This is a genomic window from Bradyrhizobium sp. B097, assembly GCF_038957035.1.
In the GTDB taxonomy this organism is placed as follows: Bacteria; Pseudomonadota; Alphaproteobacteria; order Rhizobiales; family Xanthobacteraceae; genus Bradyrhizobium.
The window spans coordinates 5,766,511-5,789,432 of record NZ_CP152412.1; the positions used below are offsets into that span (position 1 = coordinate 5,766,511).

Below are 22,922 nucleotides of genomic sequence, written 5' to 3' on the forward strand. Positions count from 1 at the left end.
TCCTTCGCGCAGGGATCACTTGAAGGATCACTTGTCGGGCGAGATCGGCATCTGCACGTCACCCTTGATATGCTTGATCGGTCCCGCCGACGACGGCATGACGTCGAAGTCGAAGATCTCCGTCGGCAGCCAGAGCGTAGCGCAGGCGTTGGGCACGTCCACCACACCGGAGATGTGACCCTGGCACGGCGCGGTGCCGAGGATCGAATAAGCCTGCGCGCCGGAGTAGCCGAACTTCTTCAGGTATTCGATCGCGTTCAAGCAAGCCTGGCGGTAGGCGATGTGGACGTCGAGATAATGCTGCTTCCCGGCCTCGTCGACCGAGATGCCCTCGAAGATCAGATAGTCCTTGTAGTTCGGCGTGATCGGCGACGGCTTGAACACGGGGTTCTTGATGCCGTACTTCGATACGCCGTCCTTGATGATGTCGACCTTGATGTGCAGCCAGCCGGCCATCTCGATGGCGCCGCAGAAGGTGATCTCGCCGTCGCCCTGGCTGAAATGCAAATCGCCCATCGAGAGCCCGCCGCCCGGCACATAGACCGGGAAATAGATCTTCGAGCCGCGCGACAGATCCTTGATGTCGCAGTTGCCGCCATGCTCGCGCGGCGGCACGGTGCGGGCGCCCTCAAGACCGATCTTGGCCTTGACGTCGCCCTTGGCCTGGCCGGCATGCGCGGTCGGCGCGAACGGCGGATTGGCAAGACCGGGCACGCGGGTGGGATTGGTCGCGATCAACTCGGCTTCGCGCTTGTTCCAGGCCGCCAGCATCTTGGCATCGGGCAGACAGCCGATCAGGCCGGGATGGATCAGGCCGGCGAAGTTGACGCCGGGGATGTGACGCGACGAGGTGTAGAGACCCTTGATGTCCCAGATCGACTTCTGCGCCAGCGGGAAATGGTCGGTGAGGAAGCCGCCGCCGTTCTGTTTGGAGAAGAAGCCATTGAAGCCCCACAGGCTCTCCTTCAACGGACCGACGTCGAGCAGGTCGACGACGAGGAGATCGCCGGGCTCGGCGCCCTTGACGCCGATCGGACCGGACAGGAAGTGCACGATCGACAGATCGATGTCGCGCACGTCATCGGCGGAATCGTTGTTCTTGATGAAGCCGCCGGTCCAGTCGACGGTCTCGATGATGAAGTCGTCGCCCGGGCTGACCCACTCGACGATCGGAACTTCCGGATGCCAGCGGTTGTGAATCTTGTCGTTTTCATAGGCCGACTTGCTGAGATCGACCTTGATCAGTGTATCTGGCATCGAGATGCTCCCCTTGGTTACAAAGTTAAGATTTTGAGCGTGATCTGGTCGGAAAACCGCTTCACACTTTTCCGGATCACGCTCGGCTAGACGGACAAATATTTGGAGATCTGCGCGGCATCGACGCTGGCGCGCGGATCGTCGCGGACGATCTCGCCGTTCTCGATGACGAGCACGCGGTCGGCGATGTCGAGCGCGAAGCTCAGCACCTGTTCGGAGACGACGATCGACAACCCCCGTTCGTCGCGGATCCGTTTCAGGGTGCGCGCCATGTCCTTGATGATCGACGGCTGGATGCCTTCGGTCGGCTCGTCGAGCAGCAGCACCTTCGGCTTGGTCGCCAGCGCGCGGGCAATCGCGAGCTGCTGCTGCTGCCCACCCGAGAGATTGCCGCCGCGGCGGCCCTTCATCTCGAGCAGCACCGGGAACAGCTCATAGATGTCGCCGGGCACCTCGGAGCCGCCTGACACCACGAGCCCGGTCTCGATGTTCTCCTTCACCGTCATGGTGGAGAAGATCATCCGGCCCTGCGGCACGTAAGCGAGCCCCTTCGCCACTCGCTCGTAGCTCTTCATCGCACCAAGCTCGGTGCCGTCCATGGTCACCTTGCCGCTCTTGGCCGGCAGGATGCCCATCAGGGACTTCATCAGCGTCGTCTTGCCCATGCCGTTGCGGCCCATGATCGCGACGATCTCGTTGGGCGCGACGGAGACGTTGAGGCCGTGCAGCACCTCGCTCTGGCCGTAGGCGACATGAAGATCATTGATTGCCAGCATCAATCGCTCCTAGAAATCGGGCACCGTTCTTCACCTCTCCCCCTGTGGGAGAGGTCGGATCGCATCGCCAGATGCGATCCGGGTGAGGGGTTGCGCGCTCCCGTGGGACCTGAAGGCCCTCACCCGGCGCTGCGCGCCGACCTCTCCCCGACGGGGAGAGGTGAACCGAGTTCGCGGCTCGACCTATCGTCACCATGCGTCAGTGGCCCAGATACACTTCGATGACTTTCGGATCGTTCTTGACGTGCTCCATCGTCCCCTCGGACAGGATCTGGCCCTGATGCAGCACGGTGACCTTGTGCGCGATGTCCTCGACGAACTTCATGTCGTGCTCGATCACCAGCACCGAACGGTCCTTGATGATGCGGTTGAGCAACTCGGCAGTCTTGGCGCGCTCGGAGACGCTCATGCCGGCCACCGGCTCGTCCAGCATCAAGAGGTCCGGGTCCTGGATCAGCAGCATGCCGATCTCGAGCCACTGCTTCTGGCCATGGCTGAGCTGGTCGGCATAGGTGTTGAGGCGGTCCTTCAGGAAGATCATCTCGGCGACCTCCTCGACCCGCTGCTTGACCGCATCATCGCGCTGGAAAGTCAGCGAGCCGAACACGGTGCGGCCGCGCGGGTAGGAGATTTCGAGGTTCTCGAACACGGTGAGGTCCTCGAACACCGACGGCGTCTGGAACTTACGGCCGACGCCAGCCTGCACGATCTCGTTCTCGCGCAACCTGGTCAGCTCCTGGCCGCGGAACTGGATCGAGCCTGACGTCGCCCGGGTCTTGCCGCAGATCAGGTCGAGCACCGTGGTCTTGCCGGCGCCGTTCGGGCCGATGATGACGCGGATCTCGTTCTCCTCGACATAGAAGGAGAGATCGTTCACCGCCTTGAAGCCGTCAAAGGACACGGTGAGTCCGGAGACCGCGAGCAGGAAATCCTTGGGCTGATGGCCGACGAGCATGATGGTCCCTCCTCACTCGGCCGGTGCGCCGTCGGCGACAAGGCCCGCCGATTTTGATCTTCGCGATGCCAGCAGGCGATCGATGCGCGGCTGGATATGGTCCGCCCAGACACCGGCGAGCCCGTTCGGGAAGGCCAGCACCACCGCGATGAACAGCGCGCCGAGGCCGAACAGCCAGAGCTGCGGGAAGGATTCCGAAAGGCTGGTCTTGGCGAAATTGACCAGCAGTGCGCCCCAGACCGCGCCGAAGATCGACATCCGGCCGCCGACCGCGGTGTAGATCACCATCTCGATCGACGGCACGATGCCGACGAAGGACGGCGACATGAAGCCGACCTCGAGCGTGAACATGGCGCCGCCGATCGCGGCGAACACTGCCGCGGCGCAGAACGCGAAGATCTTGAAATTGGCGACGCTGTACCCGGAGAAGCGCACGCGATCTTCCTGCTCCCTCATCGCCACCAGGATGCGCCCGAGTTTTGTCAGGCGGATGAATTGCGCGGTAACGATGCATCCGAACAGCAGCACAACCTCGACGAAATACAGAATGAACTTGGCGTGATCGGTGCGGATGTCCCAGCCGTGCAGCGTGCGCAGATCCGTGATGCCATTGATGCCGCCGGTGTAGCCCTGCTGCCCCACGATCAGGATGGTGAGGATCGCGGCGATCGCCTGCGTGATGATCGCAAAGTACACGCCGCCGACCCGGCGCTTGAACATGGCGGCGCCGATGATCAGCGCGAAGAAGGCAGGAACCAGCAAGATCGCCAGCAGCGTGACCGGAAAGCTGTGGAACGGCTTCCAGAACAGCGGAAGCTGCGTGATCTGGTTCCAGTCCATGAAGTCGGGAATACCGGGCGTCGACTGGATCTTGGTGTTCGCGACACTCGACGCCTCGAGCTTGAGGTACATCGCCATGCAGTAGCCGCCGAGGCCGAAGAACACGCCCTGCCCCAGGCTCAGGATGCCGCCATAGCCCCAGCACAGCACGAGGCCGATGCCGACGAAGGCGTAGGTCAGGTATTTGGCGACCAGGTTGAGGCGGAAGATATCCAGCGACAGCGGCAGGATGAGAAGCAACAGCACCGCGAGCGCAAGGAAGCCGAGCAGTTCGGAGCGATTGAAAAAGCGCGAGTTGATGACCATGACCTGCCTGCTTGTTCTTATTTCCGGACCTTGAGCGCGAAGAGCCCCTGCGGACGCACCATCAGGATCGCGACGATGGTCAAGAGCGTGATCACCTTGGCCATCGATCCCGACAGGAAGAACTCCAGTGTCGACTGGGTCTGCGAGATCGAGAAGGCGGAGGCGATGGTGCCGAACAGAGAGGCCGCGCCGCCGAACACGACGACCAGGAAGGTGTCGACGATGTAGAGCTGGCCAGCGGTCGGCCCGGTCGAGCCGATCATGGTGAAGGCCGAGCCCGCGATGCCGGCGATGCCGCAACCGAGGCCAAAGGTGTAGCGATCGACCTTCTCGGTATTGATGCCGACGGCGCCGGCCATCACGCGGTTCTGCACCACGGCGCGCACCTGCTTGCCCCAGCTCGACCAGAACAGCACATAGGCGACCGCGATCGTGATCAGCATGGTGAGCGCCATCACGAACATGCCGTTGATCGGGATCTGGATCGAGTCGGTCGCCTGCCAGGAGCCCATCATCCATTCCGGCAGCTCGACGCCGACCTCGCGCGCGCCGAAGATCGAGCGATAGGCCTGCTGCAGGATCAGGCTGAGGCCCCAGGTCGCCAGCAGCGTATCGAGCGGGCGCTTGTAGAGATGGCGTATCAGCGCCCATTCGACCAGCATGCCGAGCGCGCCGGACGCGATGAACGCCAGGATCATCGCGATGAAGAAGTAGCCGGGGAACAGCCAGGGCGCGACGTGCTGCACGGCGTTCGACGTCATCCAGGTGACGTAGGCCCCGAGGATCATGAACTCGCCATGGGCCATGTTGATGACGCCCATCTGGCCGAAGATGATGGCAAGCCCCAGCGCCATCAGCACGTAGACGGAGAACAGGATGAGCCCGGCAAATCCCTGCATTGCAAGGATGGCGCCGAGATCACTGATCGAATAGTCGCCGAACATCGTGGTTCTCCGTCATTCCAAGGGGCACACGCCACCGGTCAAGCGACGCTCGTTCCGTGGCGTGGACGATGACGTCCACGCCGCGATGCGTTGTGGAGTTTCGTAGCCCGGGTGAGCGGGTGCGATACCCGGGACGGCCCCGCATATCGCTCCGCTCATGCGGGCTACTGGCTCACTGGTAGCCCTTGGGGAACGGATCCGGCTCGACGAGATCGGCGGTCTCGTAGATCAGCTCATACTGGCCATCGGCCTTGGCGCGTCCGACCCGGGTCTTCGACCACAAATGATGGTTCTCGTGGATCCGGACATAGCCTTCCGGCGCACCCTTGAACTCGACGCCGGGGGACGCCGCAGCGATCTTGTCGATGTCGAAGGAGCCCGCCTTCTCCACCGTTAACTTCCACAGCCACGGGCCGAGATAGGCTGCCTGTGTCACGTCGCCGATCACGGTCTTCTCGCCCCACATCTTCTTGAACGCGGGCACGAAGGCCTTGTTGTTCGGATTGTCGAGCGACTGGAAGTACTTCATGCAGGCATAGGCGCCGGCGATGTTCTCGCCGCCGATGCCGTCGATCTCGTCCTCGGTGACCGAGATGGTCAGCAGCGTCTGCTTCGACAGGTCGATGCCGGCCGCCTTGAGCTGCTTGTAGAACGCGACGTTGGAGCCGCCGACGATGATCGCGTAGATCACGTCAGGCTTGGTCAGCTTGATCTTGTTGATCACCGAGTTGAACTGGGTCGAGCCGAGCGGGAAGTATTCCTCGCCGACGACCTTGCAACCCTGCAGATGGTTCTCGATGTGCTTGCGCGCGATCTTGTTCGAGGTGCGCGGCCAGATGTAGTCCGAGCCGAGCAGATAGAAGCTCTTGGCGCCCTTGGTCTTGTTGACCCAGTCGAGGCCGGCGATGATCTGCTGCGTCGCCTCCTGGCCGGTGTAGATGACGTTCTTCGACTGCTCGAGGCCTTCATAGAAGGTCGGGTAGTACAGCATGCCGTTGTACTGCTCGAACACCGGCAGCACCGCCTTGCGCGAGGCCGAGGTCCAGCAGCCCATCACGGCCGCGCATTTGTCGTTGACCAGCAGCTTCTTGGCCTTTTCCGCGAAGGTCGGCCAGTCGCTCGCGCCGTCTTCCTGGATGAACTTGATCTTGCGGCCGAGCACGCCGCCGGCGGCGTTGATTTGCTCGATCGCCAGCTTCTCGGCCTCGACCGACCCGGTCTCCGAGATCGCCATGGTGCCGGTCACGGAATGCAGGATACCGACCGTGACTTCGCTATCGGTGACTGCAAGACCTGTGGTGTTGACCGCGGAGGTTGCAGGAACGTCGGCAAAAGCGGGACGCCCCAGCATCGAAACAGCCGGCAAAGCCGCCATTCCCATCAAGAGCTTGCGGCGGAGCGGAGACTTCAGGCCTGGTTTGGTTTCGTCTGACATGAGCACCCCATTGGTTCGAGAACGCTTATTGATCAGGCGAGGATTGCTCACTTTTGTGCAGCGCACTGATACGTGAGATCGCGTATACTGCACCGCAAAATAGCGACGTAGGTTTTTGGTACGGGATTTGCCCGCGATCAGAGCATCGTGGACCAGGAGTAGAGCGAGTGGCAGGGCGGCAGCGGATTGACCGCGTCAGGCGCCAATACAATCAATGGGTCGCCAACCAGACGCTGGAAGACTATGCGCTGCGCTTCACCGCCAAGAGCGCGCGGCGCTGGTCCGCCGCCCGCGTCGCCAACACCGCGCTCGGCGCGATCTCCTTCCTCGCGCTGGAGGCGATCGGCGGCACCATCACGCTGAACTACGGCGCGATCAACGCCTCCGCCGCGATCCTGGTCGTCAGCGTCATCATCTTCCTCTGCGGATTGCCGATCGCCTACCATGCCGCGAAAAGCGGCATCGATATCGACCTGCTGACCCGCGGCGCCGGCTTCGGCTATATCGGCTCGACCATCACCTCGCTGATCTACGCCTCCTTCACCTTCATCTTCTTCGCGATCGAGGCCGTGATCCTGGCCAGCGCGCTGGACATGTGCTTCGGCATCCCGCGGCCGATCGGCTACCTGATCAGCGCGGTCGTGATCATTCCGCTCGTCGTCTACGGCATCACGCTGATCAGCCGCTTCCAGCTCTGGACCCAGCCGCTGTGGGTGATCCTCCACATCATGCCGTTCGCGGCCATCGCCTGGGCCAATCCGCATTCCTTCACCGAGTGGCGCAAGTTCGCCGGCGAGCACGGCGATCCCACGGGCAATCTCGATCTCCTGCTGTTCGGCACGGCGGCCTCCGTCGTGTTTGCGCTGGTGGCGCAGATCGGCGAGCAGGTCGACTTCCTGCGCTTCCTGCCGCGCGACCGCCGCACCTCGCGAAAGGCCTGGTGGATCGCACTGCTCAGCGCCGGTCCCGGCTGGATCGTGCTCGGCGCGCTCAAGCTGCTGGCCGGCTCGTTCCTCGCCTTCTTCGCGCTCAGCCACGGCGTGTCGGCCGAGCACGCGGCCGAGCCGGCAAACATGTATCTCGAAGCCTTCCGCTACGTGCTGTCGCAGCCGGATCTCGCGATGGCGCTGACCGGGACCTTCGTGATCCTGTCGCAGGTCAAGATCAACGTCACCAATGCCTATGCCGGCTCGATCGCCTGGTCGAACTTCTTCTCCCGCCTCACCCATTCGCATCCCGGCCGCGTGGTGTGGCTGGTGTTCAACGTCGTGGTCGCGCTGCTGTTGATGGAGATCGGCGTCTACAAGGCGCTGGAGCAGACGCTGGCGCTGTACTCCAACGTCGCGATCGCCTGGGTCGGCGCGCTGGTCGCCGACCTCGTCATCAACAAGCCGCTCGGCCTGCGGCCGCAGCACATCGAGTTCAAGCGCGCCCATCTCTGCGATATCAACCCGGTCGGCGTCGGCGCCATGACGATCGCGACCGTGGTCTCGATCAGCGCGTTCTACGGCCTGTTCGGCCCGACCGCGAAGGCGCTGTCCGCCTTTGTCGCGCTTGCGGTCGCCTTCATCACCGCTCCGCTGATTGCGTGGGCGACCGACGGAAAGTATTACATCGCGCGCAAGCCGAAGCGGAGCTGGCAGAACCTTGAATCGATCCAGTGCTGTATCTGCGAGCATGCGTTCGAGCCCGAAGACATGGCCGCCTGCCCGGCCTATGCCGGCCCGATCTGCTCATTGTGCTGCTCGCTCGACGCGCGCTGCCACGACCTCTGCAAGCCGCATGGGCGGATCGGTGCGCAGGTTTCGGACGCCCTGGGCAAGGTGATGCCGCAGCCGATCTACGCCCGCATCAACTCGCAGCTCGGACATTACCTCGGCGTGTTCGCAGTCTCGGCCGGCCTCGTGGCGCTGGTGCTCGGCCTGATCTACCTGCAGACCACGGCGGCCGTGCATGCCAACGAGCTATTGGCCGACGTGCTGTGGAAGGTATTCTTTGCGCTGACCCTGATCATCGGCGTCGTCGCCTGGCTGTTCGTGCTGGCGCAACAGAGCCGGCGCGCCGCGGAAGACGAAACACGCCGGCAGACCACGCTGCTGATCCAGGAGATCGACGCCCACAAGCGCACCGATGCCGAATTGCAGCGCGCCAAGGAAGTCGCAGAGGCCGCCAATCTCGCCAAGAGCCGATACGTCGTGGGTCTCAGTCACGAACTTCGCTCACCGCTCAATGCGATCTCCGGCTACGCGCAGCTGCTGGAGCAGGACGACAGCCTCCCGGTGCGGCCACGCGGGCAAGTGCGCGTGGTCCGGAGGAGCGCGGACCATTTGTCGGGACTGATCGATGGCATTCTTGATATCTCCAAGATCGAGGCCGGCCGCCTCTATCTTTCGCGCGACGAGGTGCGGCTGAACGATTTCCTCGAGCAGCTGGTCGGCATGTTCCGTCTGCAGGCCGCAGCCAAGGGCATCGACTTCGTGTTCAGGCGGCCGGCCGTGCTGCCGGTCGTGGTCTATGCCGACGAGAAGCGGCTGCGGCAGATCCTGATCAACCTGCTCTCGAACGCGATCAAGTTCACGCAGACCGGCAAGGTGCAATTTGTGGTGCATTACCGTAGCCCGGTCGCCGAGTTCGAGGTAATCGATACCGGGCCGGGCATCCAGCCCGACGATCTCGAACGGATCTTCGCGCCGTTCGAGCGCGGCGCGCTCGGCGTCACCCAGCCGCAGACCGGCACCGGGCTCGGCCTCACCATCAGCCGCCTGCTCGCGGGTGTGATGGGCGGCGACATCAAGGTCTTGAGCACGGTCGGCACCGGCAGCACCTTCCGCGTCAAGCTGCTACTCTCCGAAGTCACCAATCCGCGCCGCGATGCGCCGGTCGACGCTCCGGTGTACGGCTATCACGGCCCGCGCAAGACGATCCTGATCACCGACGATGATCCGACCCACCGCGACCTGCTGCGCGAGATCCTGGCGCCGCTCGGCTTCATCCTGCTCAGTGCGCCGGACGGGCCAGGCTGCCTTGCCCTCGCGCAGCATTGCCGGCCGGACATGTTCCTGCTCGACATCTCGATGGCGGGCATGGACGGCTGGACGGTCGCTGAAACTTTGCGCTCCGAAGGCCATCACCAAGCACGCATCCTGATGATATCCGCGAGCGCATTGGAAGCCCATGGCGCGCCGCTGGCGCAACCGTTCCACGACGGCTACCTCATGAAGCCGATCGACATCCCGCGGCTGCTCGAGAGCATCTGCCAGCTGCTCAAGATCGAGTGGCAGTATGAGGCCGAGCAGATTCCGCCCCCGCAATGGAAGCCCGACACTGGTTCGCGCCCGCCGGTGAAATATGTCGAAGAGCTGATCAGCCTCGGCCAACTCGGCTATATCAGGGCGATCCAGCTCAAGCTCGATGAGATCGGCAACGAATGTCCCGAACATGCCGATTTCGTCGGCCAGATGCGCACGCTGATCGACCGGTTCGATCTTGATCAATATATGGCGACGTTGAAAACATTGCACAGCTATGACCACTGAACAGCGAAAGCGCGACGTCGCGCTCGTCGTCGACGACTCGCCCGAGACGTTGCGCCTGCTCACCGACGCGCTCGACGGCGCCGGCATGACCGTGATGGTCGCACTCGACGGCGCCTCCGCGATGCGCATCGTCGACCAGATCACGCCCGATATCGTGCTGCTCGATGCCGTGATGCCCGGCATGGACGGTTTTGAGACCTGCAGGCGGCTGAAGCGCGACGCCGGGCTCGACGGCGTCCCGATCATCTTCATGACGGGGCTAGCCGAAACCGAGCACATCGTGCGTGGGCTGGAGGCCGGCGGCGTCGACTATGTCACCAAGCCTATCGTCGTCGAGGAGATGCTGGCGCGCATCCGGGTGCATCTCGCCAACGCGCGGATGACGCAGAGCGCTCGCGCCGCGCTGGACGTCTCCGGCCGCTATCTGCTCGCCGTCAACAGCTCGGGCACGCTGCTATGGGCAACGCCGCAGGCACAGCGACTGCTGTCGGATACGCTCGCCGACGCCGCCGACAATTTCGTGCTGCCCGAGCCGATGCCGCAATGGCTTGACCAGGCGCAGAAGGGCAAAGCCGGAGCGAAGACCGCAACCGTGGCGCCATTCCCCGGCAGCGAGCAGCTTCGGCTGCAGTTCATGGGCAAGCTCGGTCCCAACGAATTCCTGCTGCGGCTCGCCAAGGACACCAGCGGCGACATGCCGGCCGAGTTCTCCAGCGAGCTCGGCCTGACCACCCGCGAGGGCGAGGTGCTGTCCTGGCTCTCCAAGGGCAAGACCAACCGCGACATCGCGCAAATCCTGGGCCTCAGCCCGCGCACCGTCGACAAGCACCTCGAGCAGATCTACGCCAAGCTCGGCGTCGAGAACCGCACCGCCGCCGCCGCGATCGCGGTCAATGCGAGGCATCGCAAGTCGTAGCCTGCCGGCTCCGCTGCCGACGCGCGTCCGGGAAATGGCCAATCGCCTCGGACCGTGACAGGATGGGCATGATCGCTCATTCCTGTGGAGAATAGCCATGGATCGTCTGGCGGCGATGGAGACCTTCGTGCGGGTGGTCGAGACCGGCTCGTTCTCCGCAGCGGCGCGACAGCTCCGGGTCGGCCAGCCGGCGGTCTCGAAATCGGTCGCACAGCTCGAGGAATTTCTCGGGGTCAAGCTGCTCACGCGGTCGACCCATGGACTCACCCCGACCGAAGCGGGGCTCGGCTATCTCGAGCGCGCCAGGCGCGCGCTTGAAGAGGCGGCCGAGGCCGAGATCGCGGCGCGCGGCGCCGGAGCCGGCCTCAAGGGACGATTGCGGGTCTGCGCCGCCGTCACCTTCGCCCGCATCCATCTCATTCCGATGCTGCCGAAGTTTCTCGCGCAGCACCCGGAGTTGGAGCTCGAAGTCGTGCTCGACGACCGCCAGATCGATTTCGTGCAGGAGGGCATCGACGTCGCCCTGCGGATGGGGAAGATGACGGATTCGACGCTGACCGCGCGCCGTGTCGCACGATGCAAGCGCCTCGTGCTGGGTACGCCGGCCTATTTCGACCGCGCCGGCACGCCGGCCACGCCGAGCGAACTGAGCCGGCACCAGGCCGTCGTTTATCTCCGCGAGGGCAGCGTGTGGTCGTTTCAGCGCGAGAGCACTGAACTCGCCGTCACGGTGCGGAGCCGACTGCGGGTCACCGCAGCCGAAGGCGTCCGGGCTGCGGTGCTCGCCGATGCCGGACTCGCGATCGCGTCGGAATGGATGTTCACCCCCGAACTCCAGGCGGGTGCCGTGCGCGCGGTCCTGCCGGAGTGGGGCCTCCCCGCGCTCGATCTCTGGGCGGTGCTTCCGACCGGGCGCGCCGCGACCGCCAAGGCCCGCGCATTCGTGAACTTCTTCGAGCGCAGCTTCAATGCATGACGCGTGATCCGCCGGTTGAAGTGATTCACGCTTATTCCGGTCGGGAATAAGCGCTAGTCCAGCGGCAGCGCTACCCTGCGCGGCCATCTGCTTTAGCTTCCTGCGTGTGATTTCAACAAACGGACGGCGCTGCCGTCCACCACGCAGAAGCCAAGGAGAACCGCCATGTCGCTGCAAGCCAAGCTCGACGCTTTCAAGGCCGATTTCGAAGCCGGAAAGCCGCCCTACAACGTTCCGCCAGCCGTCATCGAGATCATGCACCGCGCCACCGCGGAGCTGATCGCATCCGGTGCCGCCCAGCGCGCCAAGAAGGCGGGCGATGTCGCCCCTGCCTTCTCGCTCCGGGATCCGGACGGCAATATCGTCAACTCGGCCGACCTGCTGAAGCGCGGCCCGCTGGTGCTCAGCTTCTACCGCGGCGTCTGGTGCCCGTATTGCAACATGGAGCTGCAGGCGCTGGAAGCCGCCAAGCCGGAATTCGACAAATACGGCGCTTCGCTGGTCGCGATCTCGCCGCAGACCGCGCCGAACAGCCGGAAGTCGGTGCGCCAGAACAAGCTCTCCTTCCCGATCCTGTCCGACGCGAAGGGCCAGATCGGCGATGCCTTCGGACTGCGCTTCCATCTGCCCGACTATCTGGTCGAACTCTACAAGCAGCTGAAGAACGATCTGCCGACCTTCAACGACGATCCGAGCTGGACGTTGCCGATGCCGGCCCGCTACGTCATCGGACAGGACGGCGTGATCCTCTACTCGGAGGTGAACCCCGACTATACCCGCCGCCCCGAGCCCGAGGACATGATCGCGGTTCTCCAGCAGGCCGCCGCCGTGAAGGCATGACGGTGCGCAGTGCGGCCGATGGCGATTGCCCATCGGCCGCTTGCCTGTCGTGGGTCAAACTTGTACTGCGCCTGCCGGATCACCCGGTGCCGCGACACCCATCACGGCATCCGGTTCGGACGGTTGCGCCTTTCGCCACTGCGCCGGTGTCACGCCCATATGGCTCTTGAAGGCGCGCTGAAATGCGGCCTCGGACTGGTAGCCGACCATCTCCGCAACGGCGCCGGTCGAAAGCGATGATCTCTTCAACTCGTTCGCCGCAAGCGTCATCCTGATATCGGTGAGCAGATCGCTGGCCGATCGCCCAAGCTTCTCCTGGAACTGCCGTGCCAGCGTGGCCCGCGACATGTTGCAGAGACGCGCCAGCTCCGGCAGCGACCATGCGCGCGCAGGCTGGTTGAACATGGCCGCCACCGCCGGCGCCAGACGGGGATCGCCGACCAGTGCCAGCAGACCGTGTGACCTGTCATCGGTCTCGCTCGCCAGCCGCAGCACAAGCGCAAACATCGCCGTGGACAGCGCGTCCAGCATGGCGCGGCCGCCCAGATGATCGTCGGCCGTTTCGCTGCGCATCAGGGACACGAGCCCGGCGAGCTGTGCGGCCGTTCCCTTTCCCGTCCGCGGGCCGGCATGCACGACAAGACGCGGCGGAAGATAGGTGCGCAACAAACGGTCGTGCGGAGGTGCAATCGCGAAGTGTCCGCACAGCAGGTCGAGCCGCTCGTCCGAACCCAGGTTTTCGCTGATCGTGAAATTCTGTGCCGCCCGGTTGCGCGCCGGAAGCGGTGTCGCCCCGCTGCCGTCATGCATCACGTGTCGCGGGTTGCCGGGCAGCAGAAGAATGTCGCCGGTCTTCAGCAGCAACGGCCGGCCGCCTGCAGGATCATCCAGGATCGCCGAGCCGGCAAGCACCGCATGATAGGGGATCTCGTTGGACGCGCCCGGCCCCTGGTCGATGCGCCAGGGCACGCTGTAGCTGCAACGCAGGTCGAGCCGCCCGCGCACCGGCATCATCGCGAACAGCCGGCTGAGCCAGTCCATGGCAGTCCCCCAAAGCGACCGGATTGAGACGATTGAGCATATATATGAGCCTAATCGACATTCAATGTCTCACATCTCGATCCTATTGTCACTCCGCAATCGTTCACCAACCCCAACAAGGAGTGCCACCATGTCCCGTCTCTCAGTCCCCAATCTCGAAACCGATACCGGCCCGTCGGGCCAGATCTACGCCCAGATCAAGAAGGCGGCCGGCAGCGTCCCGAACGCCTACGCGGCGATCGCCGCCCACGGCCCGGCCGCGCTCAAGTCGATGCTCGCCGCCGATGCGGTGCTCGCCGGCGGAAGCCTTTCCAAGCGCGATCGGGAGATCATCAAGCTCGTCGTCAGCGCCGCCGGCGGCTGCGACTACTGTGTCGCCGCGCATTCCCATCTCGCCAAGCTCGCCGGTGTGAACGCGGACGTCCTGCAACAGATCCGCGACGGCGCTGCGACCGGTGACGCCAAGCGCGATGCGCTGGTGCATTTCATCCGCAAGCTCGCACAGTCGAGCGGCACCGTCAGCGACGCGGATTTCGCCGCGATCAAGGCCGCCGGCTACAGCGACGCGCAGCTGGTCGAGATCAGCCTGGCGTTCGCGACCATCGTCTTCACCAACGTCTTCAACCGCATCAACGACACCGACATCGACTTCCCCGCGGTCGCCTAGAGCGACCGCGCGATGTCACACGAAGGGATCACGACCATGACCACGCTTACCAACACCACACAGAATCCGCTTGTCCGCGCACTCTACAGGTCCGGCCTGCTCGCGGATGATCTCGACTACCACGTCGTCCGCGCCGCGATGGTGATCACGTTCCTGTTCTTCGGTTACCAGAAGTGGTTTCCGTACGAATTCGAACGGCTGGTCCCGTTCATCAGCAACGGGCCGCTGATCTGGTGGCTCTATCCAGCCTTCGGCCATGCCGGCGCCAGCTACTTCCTCGGCGCCTCGGAGTGGACGTTCGGCTCGCTGCTGCTGGCGGGCTTCTGGGACAAGCGCCTCGGCGTGCTCGGCGCCCTCGGCTCGACCGGCACCTTCATCGCGACGGTCACCATCATCCCGTTCATGCCGGATGGTTGGGACGTTGCCGCCGGAGGCTTCCCTGCAATGACCGGCAACGTGCCCTTCCTGATGAAGGACGTCGTTCTGCTCGCCGTGTCGCTCTACCTGCTGAGGCAGGACGTGGTTCGCCTGACGCGGCAATAGGTGGCGTCCGCTGATGGCGATGGATCGCCGGCGAACCCAGCGTTCGCCGGCGATCGCGCGTTGATCGGGGGTCGGGGAAAGCGCGGGCGTCGCGACATCGCAGCCATTGTTGCGGTGCGAGCGAGGTCGGATCGTGCTTCGACGTCACGCCATAAGTTGTTGCTGAGTTTGCGGAATGCGTTGCAGTTGCCGGTCCGTTCCTGTGCGGGATCGGACTGGCGATCCGGATGTTCGATCTCGATCGCATCGGCGTTGCCATGCAGGAATGATCGGTCGCTCTCCCGGCCATGACCATAGTTCTGCCGTGTGGTCTAGGTTACAAAATACCGCCGGTGTTGTTCTGGGGTGAGTTGATGAAGAAGGACGACGTCACATGTCCGCGCTGCGGAGCTGGATTCCGGCGCCTTGAGCTGGCATCCGGATCAGGAAGCAAGGGCGAGTATCGCTGCCCGGTCTGCGAGACAACCCTCGAGCAGTTCGAGGGAGACACGCTCGTGGCTTACCGCCTGACGATCCAACCCTCGATTCGCGGGCTGAAGACCGGATAGCCGCCCCGCTACATGGAATGCCGACGCAATCCCTCGATCACGATCGCCGCTTGAGGACGTAGCTGTCCATGATCCAGCCGTGCCGCTCACGCGCATCGCGGCGCGCGGCGACGATGCGAGGGCCCGCCTCGGCCAACTCCCCTGCCATGAGGATCTGATCGGGCATGCCGAGATAAGCGCCCCACCAGATCTTGAAGCCTTCCGGATCCAGCGTCTGGAATGCGGCGCCGCCGTCGAGCATCACGACGATGGTGTCGACGCCCGGCGGCCAACCGGCCTCGCGGAGCCGCCTGCCGGTCGTGACCAGGAACGGCTCGCCGATCTCGTTGAGCGGCAGCGCATGCGCCGCGCACAGTGCCTGGATCGACGTGATGCCCGGGATCACCTCGATCGATGGCAACGGATCGAGCCGTTGCGCAATCCGCAGGCTCGAATCGTAGAGCGAGGGATCGCCCCAGATCAGCAGGGCGACGCGGCCCTCGCCGCCGAGATGGCGCGCTATTTCCTGCGACCAGGTTACGGCGACCGCATCGTGCCAATCGTCGACGCCCTTGCGATAGTCCTCCTCGCCGGCGTCACGCACCGGCAGGTCGAACTCGGCAATGCGCGTGCGGTCGTTGTTCAACGCCGCCGCGCAGATCGTTCGGCGCAAGTCGGCGAGGTCCGCCTTCGCGGTCCCCTTGCATGGGATCAGGACCAGGTCGGCGGCATTGATGGCGGCGATCGCAGCAAGCGTGAGCTGCTGCGGATCGCCGCAACCGATACCGATCAGGGAAAGCGTCAACATGGCCGTATCAACCTTGCTCCGGCGCCAGCGCACCGAACAGGATAACAGCAGCCGCGGTTGCAGCGCCTACATGCGCGAGCCGCTCGGCGAGCTCTGCGATCGTGGTGCGGACAATCCGCTCGTCGGCATGACCAAGCGACTCCGCCAACAGTGCAGGCGTCTCGGGAGCGAGGCCATGCGCGATCAGCTTCGCGGCCAAGACCGGGAAGGTGCGCCGGCCCATATAGACGACGGTGGTCGCTTCCGGATCGGCCAGCGCCGCCCAATTCAGATCCGTGGGCAACTCGCCCGTGACATCGGCACCGGTCACGAACTGGACCCGGCGCGAGGTCAGCCGCCGCGTCAGCGGAATGCCGGCTTGCGCCGCGGCGACCGAGGCCGAGGTCACGCCGGGAATGATCTCGTAGCCAATGCCGGCCGCGCGCAACGCCTCGATCTCCTCCTCTAGTCGTCCAAAGATGCCGGCGTCGCCGGATTTCAGCCGCACCACGCGCACGCCGGCCGCGGCGTAGTCGACCAGCAGCCGGCTGACATGATGCTGCTTCGCCGAGAGGCGGCCGGCGCGTTTGCCGACTGCGACGAGATTGGCGCCCATGCGCGCGAGATCGAGGATCGCGCCCGAGGCAAGGTCATCATAGAGCACCACGTCGGCCTCGCGCAGCCGCGCGGCTCCCTTCATGGTCAGGAGCTCGGGATCGCCGGGGCCGGCCGAGACGAAGGAGACGAATCCGCTCACCGGTCCTCCGCAATCAAATGGAAGAATGTACCCGTTGCGTTGCGCCGCCGCGATCCGGTCTCCGCCACGATCGCGCCGGTCGCATCGCGCACCACCGCAAGCGGCGTATCCGGCTGCGCGATGATCGTCGAGTAGTGAAATTCGTGGCCGCGCAGGCGTGCGCCCGAACTGTGCCCGGGCATCGCAGTGGCAAGCTCGGCGAGCCGGTAGCCCAGATGCATGCGGCGCTTGGCATAGCTGGTCTCAAGGCCGAGCAAGCCCGACATTTCGTGGCGCACGCCTTCGGCATCGGTCAGCGCGGCGCCCAGCACCATGTAACCCCCGCACTCGCCGTGCACCGGCTTCGTCTCCGCAAAGGCGCGCAACTGCCCAAGAAATCGCGTGTTGGCAGCAAGCCGGCCGGCATGCAGTTCAGGATAGCCGCCGGGCAGCCAGCACACATCGGCATTCACGTCGGGGCCTTCGTCGGCGAGCGGCGAGAACGTCACGATCTCGGCGCCGGCCGCACGCCAGGCTTCCAGCATGTGCGGGTAGACAAAGGAGAACGCGGCGTCGCGCGCGAGCGCAATGCGCTGACCCGGCGGCGTGATGTCGAGGCTGCGCACGGCCGATTGCGGCGACCAGGCGCGCGCCGATTGCAACACGGCGTCGAGATCGACATGCTCGACGACGAAGCGTGCGGCCTCGTCGATCAGACCGTCGATCTCGGCCTGCTCCTCGGCCTGCACCAGGCCGAGATGACGCTTCGGCAAGGCGATCTCGGCGTGGCGGGGCAGCGCACCCAACACCGGAATGCCCGCACCCGCCATGGCACTGCGCACCAGCGCTTCGTGCCGCGCACTGGCGACACGGTTGAGCACGACACCCGCAAGCCGCACCCCGGCGCGAAAATCGCGCAATCCCGCCGCGACCGCCGCCGCCGTCTGTGCCTGGCCGGAGGGATCGATCACCAGCAGCACCGGCCATCCCATCATCTCGGCAATATCGGCGGTGGCGCCGGTACCCGAGACGCCGCGCGTTGCGACGCCGTCGAACAATCCCATCGAGCCTTCGGCCAGCAAGAGATCAGCGTCCGCGCCGCGGTTTGCCATATGCGCGATCGCATCTGATGCCATCGCCCAGCTGTCGATGTTGACGGATGCGCGTCCGGTCGCGACCGCATGAAAGGCGGGATCGATGTAATCCGGCCCGCTCTTGAGGCATTGCACCCTCAGCCCGCGATTGCGATAGGCGCGCGCCAGCGCCAGGGTCAGCGTCGTCTTGCCGACACCCGATGCCGGTGCAGAGATCACGAGCCCCGCGGTCATCGCGATGGCTCCGGAAAGCGCGGCTCCGCTCCGACCGGGCGATAGCGGCGGTCATAGTCGGCCGCATAGAGCCGGCTCTCGGCGAATTCACCGGCGCCGAGCGTCTTGCCGACCAAGATGAGCGCGGTGCGCTCGAGCTCGGGGCCGACGGCGGCATCGAGCGTTGCGAGCGTGGCGCGCACGATGCGCTGCTCCGGCCAGCTCGCGCGCCAGACGATCGCTACCGGACAGTCCGCGCCATAGTGCGGCGTGAGCTCGGCGACGACCTTGTCGAGCAGATGGATCGACAGATGGATCGCGAGCACCGCGCCGGTCGCGGCAAAGGCCGCGAGCGTCTCGCCATCAGGCATCGCGGTGGCCCTACCCGGCGTGCGCGTCAGCACCACCGACTGCGCAAGGCCGGGCAGCGTCAGTTCGGCCTCCAGTGCCGCAGCGGCCGCGGAAAACGCGGGCACGCCGGGCGTGACCGAATAGGGAATCTGCAACGCGCGCAACCGGCGCAGCTGTTCCCCCATTGCCGACCAGATCGAGAGATCGCCCGAATGCAGCCGCGCGACGTCCTTGCCCTCGGCATGCGCGGCAGCGATCTCAGTGATGATCTCGTCGAGCGACAGCGACGCGGTGTTGACGATGCGCGCATCCTTCGGGCAATGCGCCAACACGCCCTCGGGGACCAACGATCCGGCGTAAAGACAGACCGGGCAAGCGGCGATGAGATCGCGGCCCCGCAGAGTCAGGAGATCGGCAGCGCCCGGCCCTGCGCCGATGAAATGCACCGTCATTCACCGTCTCCTTCCGCGATCGCCGCGGTGGCCGTCCGATCCTGCGACACGGCCCTGACCGAAATCAGGCGCGCGCCGCGCCCAGCGGCTGCGACCGCGGCTGCTTCGGCGACCGAACCCGTCCCGAACCTGGACCTGATGATTTCGGATTGCGTTGCGGTCTTTATCTTTGCCAACATCTCGGCAGGAATGCTCTGAATCGGCAATCCCAATTCCTGGGCCAGCGCCTTCAATGCCGCCGCATCGGCCTTGTCACTCACTGTTGCAATCGCCGCAAGCCCCTTGGAACCGCCGGCCGCATCGAGCGCATCGCGCAAGGACGCGACACTGGCATTGCTCCTGAACCCCAGGCCCGCGACCTTCATCGGACCGCGCTCCATTGCACGATCGGCCGCGCGGCCTTCCAGGAGCGGTACCGGCCCAACGGCTCGGCCTGCGCGATCTCCACTCGCATCAATTCGCCGCCATGGCGCTGGTGCAGATCGGAGAGCAGCGCCTCGGTTTCCAAGGTCACGGCATGCGCAACTAGTCGTGCGCCCGGCGCGATGCGTGGCCAGATCGCATCGAACATCGCGGCATCAAGACCGCCGCCGATGAACACGGCATCAGGCGCCTCGAGGTCCGACAGGACGCCGGGCGCCTCGCCTTCGATGACGGTGATCCGGTGGGTCAGGCCGAAGCTTGCCGCATTGCTGCGGATGTTGGCGGCGCGTTCGGCGCGGGCCTCGACGGCGATCGCCGTCCCGCCGCAGAGCGCCCATTCAATCGAGATCGAGCCTGAGCCCGCGCCGATGTCCCACAGCCGCTCACCAGGCCGCGGCGAAAGTGCCGACAGCGCAAGCGCGCGGACCGGCCTCTTGGTCCGTTGTCCGTCATGCACGAAGAGTGCGTCGGGAAGACCCGAGCTGCGCGCGATCCCCTGCGTTCCCCTCGCCTCCAGCGCAACCGTGACCAGGCTGTCGCTTGAATCGCCGGCATAGCTGTCAGCGCGATGCTGCGCGATGAACTCACGCGGTCCGCCAAGCGCGGACAGCGTCCATATCGCTGACGCCCCCCAGCCGCGCCCCGTGAGCCATCGCGCGAGATCGGACGCCGCGCTGCCATCGCGCACGAGGCAGATGATCCGTGCGCCACGCGCGAGATGCGGCAATAGCCGCTCGAACGGTGCGGCATGAAGACCGAGACAGATGACATTCTCGAGCCGCCAGCCCAAACGTGCCGCTGCCAACGAGAACGTCGACGGCGCGGAATGCGCGACCCACTCACCGACCTGCAACTTCCCGACAAGGCTTCCTCCGACGCCGTGCCAGAACGGATCGCCCGAGGCGAGCACAGCGGTCGGACGACCGCGGCATTCGAGCACGATGTCCGCATCGAATGGCACCGGCCAAACGTGGCCGCGGTCGGTGATCCCGGCCAGCGCGAGATGCCGTTCACCGCCGAAAACAGTTTCGGCTTCACGCAGCGCCTTTCGGCTTGCGTCGGAGAGCCCAGCAAGGCCATCTTCGCCGATGCCGATGATGGTCAACCACGGATTACCCATGATGCGCGCCCTGATCCTGGGCGGAACAGCCGACGCCAATTCGCTCGCCGCGACAATCGCGCGCGCGGGGATCGATGCGGTCTATTCCTATGGCGGGCGCACCGCCGCTCCTGCCGAACAACCTCTGCCGACCCGGATCGGCGGCTTCGGCGGCGTCAGCGGTCTTGCCGATTATCTGCGTCGCGAAGGCATCACGCATGTGATCGATGCGACGCATCCCTTCGCGGCCGAGATGAGCCGCAACGCGATCGCCGCCTGCGCGCAAACCGCAACGCCGCTGCTCGCGCTCGAACGCGCGCCCTGGGACAAGACATCCGGCGATCGCTGGTTCGAGGTCGCGGACGTCGTATCGGCGGTCGCGGCGTTGCCGGACAGCCGCGCCAACGTTTTCCTCGCGATCGGCCGCCAGCACATCGCGCCGTTCGGCAGCCGGCCGCAGCATGCCTATACGTTGCGTTTCGTCGATCCGCCCGAGGAGACGCTGCCCTTGCCCGGTGCCGACGTCATCGTCTCGCGCGGCCCGTTCACGCTCGAGAGCGAGCTCGCGCTGATGCGTACGCGCTCTGTCAACTGGATCGTCGCCCGCAATTCCGGCGGAGGTGGCGCGCGCGCCAAGATCGACGCCGCCCGCGTGCTTGGCCTTCCCGTCATCATGATCATGCGGCCGCTGCTGCCCGAGAGGCCGCGGGTCGAACGCGTGAGCGAGGTGATGGAATGGCTCGGTCATCGGACCTGCCTCGGCGCATAGACCCAGCGGCCGACCCGCCGCGTCGTCGAATTACAGACGATCACAAGCGTCCGCATATCGGCCATCTCGGGCTTGGCGTCGCGCAATTCGACCGTTTCGATGCGCTGCTCGGGTGTGCTGACGGCGCGGGCGAACACCACGATCCGCTCATCACAGCCCGCCTCTTTCAAAATCTCGAGCGTCCGCGCAAAGCCATCAGGGCGGCTGGCTGAGCGCGGATTGTACATCGCGATCGCGAAATCGGCTTCGGCCGCGAGCCGCAGACGCTGCTCGATCAGCGGCCATGGCTTGAGATTGTCGGAGAGGTTGATCGCGCAGAAATCGTGACCGAGCGGCGCGCCAACGCTCGCCGCCGCCGCCAGCATTGCGGTCACGCCGGGCAGCACGCGAATGGAGAGGTCGTGCCATTGCGCTGCGTCCTCCAGCGCTTCAAACACGGCCGAGGCCATCGCAAACACACCTGGATCGCCCGAGGACACCACGACGACGTGCCGGCCCTCGGAAGCCAGCCGCAGCGCCTCGCCGGCGCGCTGCAACTCAACGCGGTTGTCGGAGGGATGCAGCGTGAGCCCGGCGCGCGGCGGCACGCGCGTAACATAAGGCGCATAGCCGACAATGTCGGTCGCCATCGCGAGCGCAGCGGAGACCTCCGGCGTGATCAGCGCTTCGTCGCCCGGCCCCAGCCCGGCGATGGTCAGCGTGCCGGTCATTGCGCGGCCTCCCTGCGCCGGCCCTGCCCGTGCACCAGCACGATCGCAAAATACGGGCAGTCGGCCTCAGCGAGACCGGCGAGCCGCGCGACCCGCTGATCCGGCATGGTGCCGCGTTCGACGAGCCACGCATCGTCGAGGCGGCCGGCGGACGCGAGCGCGCGGCGGATCTTCGCCAGATTGCGGCCGGTCTTCATCACGACAAGGGCGTCGGAGCTGCGCATCCGCTGCGCGAGCTCAGCCTCGGGCAGCGTGCCCATCAGCACGGTGGTCACATCGTCGGCAAGCGCAATCGGCTGGCCGACCGCATTCCAGCAACCGACCATGCCGGGAATGCCGGCGACCACCTCGATCTCGACCCGTCCCTGCAACCGCGCACGCAGGTGCATGAACGAGCCATAGAAATAGGGATCGCCCTCGCAGAGCACGACGACGTCGATCGCGCGCGCAAGCCGCGCCAGGCGCTCGGCCCATTCGTCATAGAAGCCCGCTAGCAGCCGCGCATAGTCCGGACTGTCGAACGCGATCTCGGTGGTGACCGGATATTCCATCGGATATTCGCTGACGCCGGCGGCGAGCATGCCTTCAACGATGCGGCGTGCCTGCCCCAGCTGCCCCTTCTTGCGAAAATAGGCGACATGCTGCGCGGCGCGCACCGTGCGGTCGGCGCGCACGCTCATCAGGTCGGGATCGCCTGGGCCGAGGCCGCAGCAGATGATACGTCCCATC

At 65.2% G+C, this 22,922-nt stretch carries 23 protein-coding genes; 8 read left to right on the top strand and 15 right to left on the bottom strand.

Features of this window, described 5'->3' with window-relative positions:
* Window positions 1-27: 27 nt before the first annotated feature.
* From fmdA to urtA, 6 genes are all read right to left on the bottom strand, one after another.
* Window positions 28-1,257, bottom strand: coding sequence for a formamidase (gene fmdA, locus AAFG07_RS26995; protein WP_173641970.1), 1,230 nt, complete (start codon window positions 1,255-1,257; stop codon window positions 28-30).
* 86 nt (window positions 1,258-1,343) lie between these two features.
* A complete protein-coding gene (gene urtE, locus AAFG07_RS27000; protein WP_050400072.1) occupies window positions 1,344-2,033 on the bottom strand; it encodes an urea ABC transporter ATP-binding subunit UrtE in 690 nt (229 codons plus the stop codon).
* A 199-nt stretch (window positions 2,034-2,232) separates the two neighbouring features.
* Entirely contained in the window at window positions 2,233-2,988 is a 756-nt protein-coding gene (gene urtD, locus AAFG07_RS27005; protein ID WP_063695194.1) for an urea ABC transporter ATP-binding protein UrtD, read from the bottom strand.
* A gap of 12 nt (window positions 2,989-3,000) precedes the next feature.
* Window positions 3,001-4,134, bottom strand: a complete 1,134-nt coding sequence (gene urtC, locus AAFG07_RS27010; RefSeq protein WP_342722866.1) for an urea ABC transporter permease subunit UrtC — start codon at window positions 4,132-4,134, stop codon at window positions 3,001-3,003.
* Window positions 4,135-4,151: 17 nt separating this feature from the next.
* Window positions 4,152-5,078, bottom strand: a complete 927-nt coding sequence (gene urtB, locus AAFG07_RS27015) for an urea ABC transporter permease subunit UrtB (RefSeq protein ID WP_092125363.1) — start codon at window positions 5,076-5,078, stop codon at window positions 4,152-4,154.
* A gap of 172 nt (window positions 5,079-5,250) precedes the next feature.
* The gene (urtA, locus tag AAFG07_RS27020; protein WP_050400067.1) at window positions 5,251-6,513 is read right to left on the bottom strand and encodes an urea ABC transporter substrate-binding protein; all 1,263 of its coding nucleotides are present in this window, start codon (window positions 6,511-6,513) and stop codon (window positions 5,251-5,253) included.
* A gap of 167 nt (window positions 6,514-6,680) precedes the next feature.
* Between urtA and AAFG07_RS27025 the strand changes: the two genes are divergently transcribed.
* From AAFG07_RS27025 to AAFG07_RS27040, 4 genes are all read left to right on the top strand, one after another.
* Complete coding sequence (locus AAFG07_RS27025) at window positions 6,681-10,049, top strand: ATP-binding protein (protein WP_342722867.1); 3,369 nt, start codon at window positions 6,681-6,683, stop codon at window positions 10,047-10,049.
* Window positions 10,039-10,965, top strand: coding sequence for a response regulator transcription factor (locus AAFG07_RS27030; protein WP_342722868.1), 927 nt, complete (start codon window positions 10,039-10,041; stop codon window positions 10,963-10,965). Before AAFG07_RS27025 ends, AAFG07_RS27030 begins: the two co-directional genes overlap by 11 nt.
* 97 nt (window positions 10,966-11,062) lie before the next feature.
* Window positions 11,063-11,941 carry a LysR family transcriptional regulator gene (locus AAFG07_RS27035; protein ID WP_342722869.1) on the top strand — a complete coding sequence of 293 codons (879 nt, stop codon included), beginning with the start codon at window positions 11,063-11,065 and terminating at the stop codon, window positions 11,939-11,941.
* 165 nt (window positions 11,942-12,106) lie between these two features.
* On the top strand, window positions 12,107-12,781 hold the full coding sequence (locus AAFG07_RS27040; RefSeq protein ID WP_342722870.1) for a peroxiredoxin-like family protein: 675 nt from the start codon (window positions 12,107-12,109) through the stop codon (window positions 12,779-12,781).
* 54 nt (window positions 12,782-12,835) lie between these two features.
* On the opposite strand, the gene AAFG07_RS27045 is transcribed toward AAFG07_RS27040, so the two are convergent.
* Window positions 12,836-13,822 carry an AraC family transcriptional regulator gene (locus AAFG07_RS27045; RefSeq protein ID WP_342722871.1) on the bottom strand — a complete coding sequence of 329 codons (987 nt, stop codon included), beginning with the start codon at window positions 13,820-13,822 and terminating at the stop codon, window positions 12,836-12,838.
* Between the two features lie 130 nt (window positions 13,823-13,952).
* On the opposite strand from AAFG07_RS27045, the gene AAFG07_RS27050 reads away from it, so the two are divergent.
* From AAFG07_RS27050 to AAFG07_RS27060, 3 genes are all read left to right on the top strand, one after another.
* The gene (locus tag AAFG07_RS27050) at window positions 13,953-14,489 is read left to right on the top strand and encodes a peroxidase-related enzyme (protein ID WP_342722872.1); all 537 of its coding nucleotides are present in this window, start codon (window positions 13,953-13,955) and stop codon (window positions 14,487-14,489) included.
* Window positions 14,490-14,525: 36 nt separating this feature from the next.
* A complete protein-coding gene (locus tag AAFG07_RS27055) occupies window positions 14,526-15,032 on the top strand; it encodes a DUF417 family protein (RefSeq protein ID WP_342722873.1) in 507 nt (168 codons plus the stop codon).
* A 353-nt stretch (window positions 15,033-15,385) separates the two neighbouring features.
* A complete protein-coding gene (locus AAFG07_RS27060; protein WP_342722874.1) occupies window positions 15,386-15,580 on the top strand; it encodes a hypothetical protein in 195 nt (64 codons plus the stop codon).
* A gap of 37 nt (window positions 15,581-15,617) precedes the next feature.
* Here the strand turns inward: AAFG07_RS27060 and cobF are convergent, their stop codons facing one another.
* From cobF to cbiE, 6 genes are read right to left on the bottom strand one after another with little or no spacing between them, the layout of a single operon-like run.
* A complete protein-coding gene (cobF, locus tag AAFG07_RS27065; protein WP_342722875.1) occupies window positions 15,618-16,367 on the bottom strand; it encodes a precorrin-6A synthase (deacetylating) in 750 nt (249 codons plus the stop codon).
* A 7-nt stretch (window positions 16,368-16,374) separates the two neighbouring features.
* On the bottom strand, window positions 16,375-17,103 hold the full coding sequence (gene cobA, locus AAFG07_RS27070; protein ID WP_342722876.1) for a uroporphyrinogen-III C-methyltransferase: 729 nt from the start codon (window positions 17,101-17,103) through the stop codon (window positions 16,375-16,377).
* Window positions 17,100-18,410: a cobyrinate a,c-diamide synthase gene (locus AAFG07_RS27075; protein ID WP_342722877.1), complete on the bottom strand. Its 1,311-nt coding sequence runs from the start codon at window positions 18,408-18,410 to the stop codon at window positions 17,100-17,102. The genes cobA and AAFG07_RS27075 overlap by 4 nt, the downstream gene beginning before the upstream one ends.
* The gene (gene cobM, locus AAFG07_RS27080; RefSeq protein WP_342722878.1) at window positions 18,407-19,192 is read right to left on the bottom strand and encodes a precorrin-4 C(11)-methyltransferase; all 786 of its coding nucleotides are present in this window, start codon (window positions 19,190-19,192) and stop codon (window positions 18,407-18,409) included. Before cobM ends, AAFG07_RS27075 begins: the two co-directional genes overlap by 4 nt.
* Window positions 19,189-19,557 carry a cobalamin biosynthesis protein gene (locus tag AAFG07_RS27085; protein WP_342722879.1) on the bottom strand — a complete coding sequence of 123 codons (369 nt, stop codon included), beginning with the start codon at window positions 19,555-19,557 and terminating at the stop codon, window positions 19,189-19,191. Before AAFG07_RS27085 ends, cobM begins: the two co-directional genes overlap by 4 nt.
* Window positions 19,554-20,735 carry a precorrin-6y C5,15-methyltransferase (decarboxylating) subunit CbiE gene (cbiE, locus tag AAFG07_RS27090; RefSeq protein ID WP_342722880.1) on the bottom strand — a complete coding sequence of 394 codons (1,182 nt, stop codon included), beginning with the start codon at window positions 20,733-20,735 and terminating at the stop codon, window positions 19,554-19,556. The genes AAFG07_RS27085 and cbiE overlap by 4 nt, the downstream gene beginning before the upstream one ends.
* Here cbiE and AAFG07_RS27095 point away from each other — a divergent pair.
* Window positions 20,734-21,483: a cobalt-precorrin-6A reductase gene (locus AAFG07_RS27095; RefSeq protein ID WP_342722881.1), complete on the top strand. Its 750-nt coding sequence runs from the start codon at window positions 20,734-20,736 to the stop codon at window positions 21,481-21,483. The two genes, cbiE and AAFG07_RS27095, sit on opposite strands and share 2 nt — an antisense overlap.
* Here the strand turns inward: AAFG07_RS27095 and cobJ are convergent.
* Together cobJ and AAFG07_RS27105 are read right to left on the bottom strand one after the other, a co-directional pair.
* Complete coding sequence (cobJ, locus tag AAFG07_RS27100) at window positions 21,459-22,193, bottom strand: precorrin-3B C(17)-methyltransferase (RefSeq protein WP_342722882.1); 735 nt, start codon at window positions 22,191-22,193, stop codon at window positions 21,459-21,461. The two genes, AAFG07_RS27095 and cobJ, sit on opposite strands and share 25 nt — an antisense overlap.
* Window positions 22,190-22,921: a precorrin-2 C(20)-methyltransferase gene (locus AAFG07_RS27105; RefSeq protein WP_342722883.1), complete on the bottom strand. Its 732-nt coding sequence runs from the start codon at window positions 22,919-22,921 to the stop codon at window positions 22,190-22,192. Before AAFG07_RS27105 ends, cobJ begins: the two co-directional genes overlap by 4 nt.
* Between the last annotated feature and the right edge of the window lies 1 nt (window position 22,922).

Bases quoted from the DNA above. Each gene is read 5' to 3' on its own strand.
- AAFG07_RS27030 (WP_342722868.1), top strand. From the start codon at position 10,039: ATGACCACTGAACAGCGAAAGCGCGACGTCGCGCTCGTCGTCGACGAC.
- AAFG07_RS27040 (WP_342722870.1), top strand. From the start codon at position 12,107: ATGTCGCTGCAAGCCAAGCTCGACGCTTTCAAGGCCGATTTCGAAGCC.
- AAFG07_RS27050 (WP_342722872.1), top strand. From the start codon at position 13,953: ATGTCCCGTCTCTCAGTCCCCAATCTCGAAACCGATACCGGCCCGTCG.
- AAFG07_RS27105 (WP_342722883.1), bottom strand. From the start codon at position 22,921: ATGGGACGTATCATCTGCTGCGGCCTCGGCCCAGGCGATCCCGACCTG.
- AAFG07_RS27035 (WP_342722869.1), top strand. From the start codon at position 11,063: ATGGATCGTCTGGCGGCGATGGAGACCTTCGTGCGGGTGGTCGAGACC.
- cobF (WP_342722875.1), bottom strand. From the start codon at position 16,367: ATGTTGACGCTTTCCCTGATCGGTATCGGTTGCGGCGATCCGCAGCAG.
- urtE (WP_050400072.1), bottom strand. From the start codon at position 2,033: ATGCTGGCAATCAATGATCTTCATGTCGCCTACGGCCAGAGCGAGGTG.
- AAFG07_RS27045 (WP_342722871.1), bottom strand. From the start codon at position 13,822: ATGGACTGGCTCAGCCGGCTGTTCGCGATGATGCCGGTGCGCGGGCGG.
- AAFG07_RS27075 (WP_342722877.1), bottom strand. From the start codon at position 18,410: ATGACCGCGGGGCTCGTGATCTCTGCACCGGCATCGGGTGTCGGCAAG.
- urtD (WP_063695194.1), bottom strand. From the start codon at position 2,988: ATGCTCGTCGGCCATCAGCCCAAGGATTTCCTGCTCGCGGTCTCCGGA.
- cbiE (WP_342722880.1), bottom strand. From the start codon at position 20,735: ATGGGTAATCCGTGGTTGACCATCATCGGCATCGGCGAAGATGGCCTT.
- cobJ (WP_342722882.1), bottom strand. From the start codon at position 22,193: ATGACCGGCACGCTGACCATCGCCGGGCTGGGGCCGGGCGACGAAGCG.
- urtB (WP_092125363.1), bottom strand. From the start codon at position 5,078: ATGTTCGGCGACTATTCGATCAGTGATCTCGGCGCCATCCTTGCAATG.
- AAFG07_RS27055 (WP_342722873.1), top strand. From the start codon at position 14,526: ATGACCACGCTTACCAACACCACACAGAATCCGCTTGTCCGCGCACTC.
- urtA (WP_050400067.1), bottom strand. From the start codon at position 6,513: ATGTCAGACGAAACCAAACCAGGCCTGAAGTCTCCGCTCCGCCGCAAG.
- fmdA (WP_173641970.1), bottom strand. From the start codon at position 1,257: ATGCCAGATACACTGATCAAGGTCGATCTCAGCAAGTCGGCCTATGAA.
- AAFG07_RS27060 (WP_342722874.1), top strand. From the start codon at position 15,386: ATGAAGAAGGACGACGTCACATGTCCGCGCTGCGGAGCTGGATTCCGG.
- cobM (WP_342722878.1), bottom strand. From the start codon at position 19,192: ATGACGGTGCATTTCATCGGCGCAGGGCCGGGCGCTGCCGATCTCCTG.
- AAFG07_RS27085 (WP_342722879.1), bottom strand. From the start codon at position 19,557: ATGAAGGTCGCGGGCCTGGGGTTCAGGAGCAATGCCAGTGTCGCGTCC.
- AAFG07_RS27095 (WP_342722881.1), top strand. From the start codon at position 20,734: ATGATGCGCGCCCTGATCCTGGGCGGAACAGCCGACGCCAATTCGCTC.
- urtC (WP_342722866.1), bottom strand. From the start codon at position 4,134: ATGGTCATCAACTCGCGCTTTTTCAATCGCTCCGAACTGCTCGGCTTC.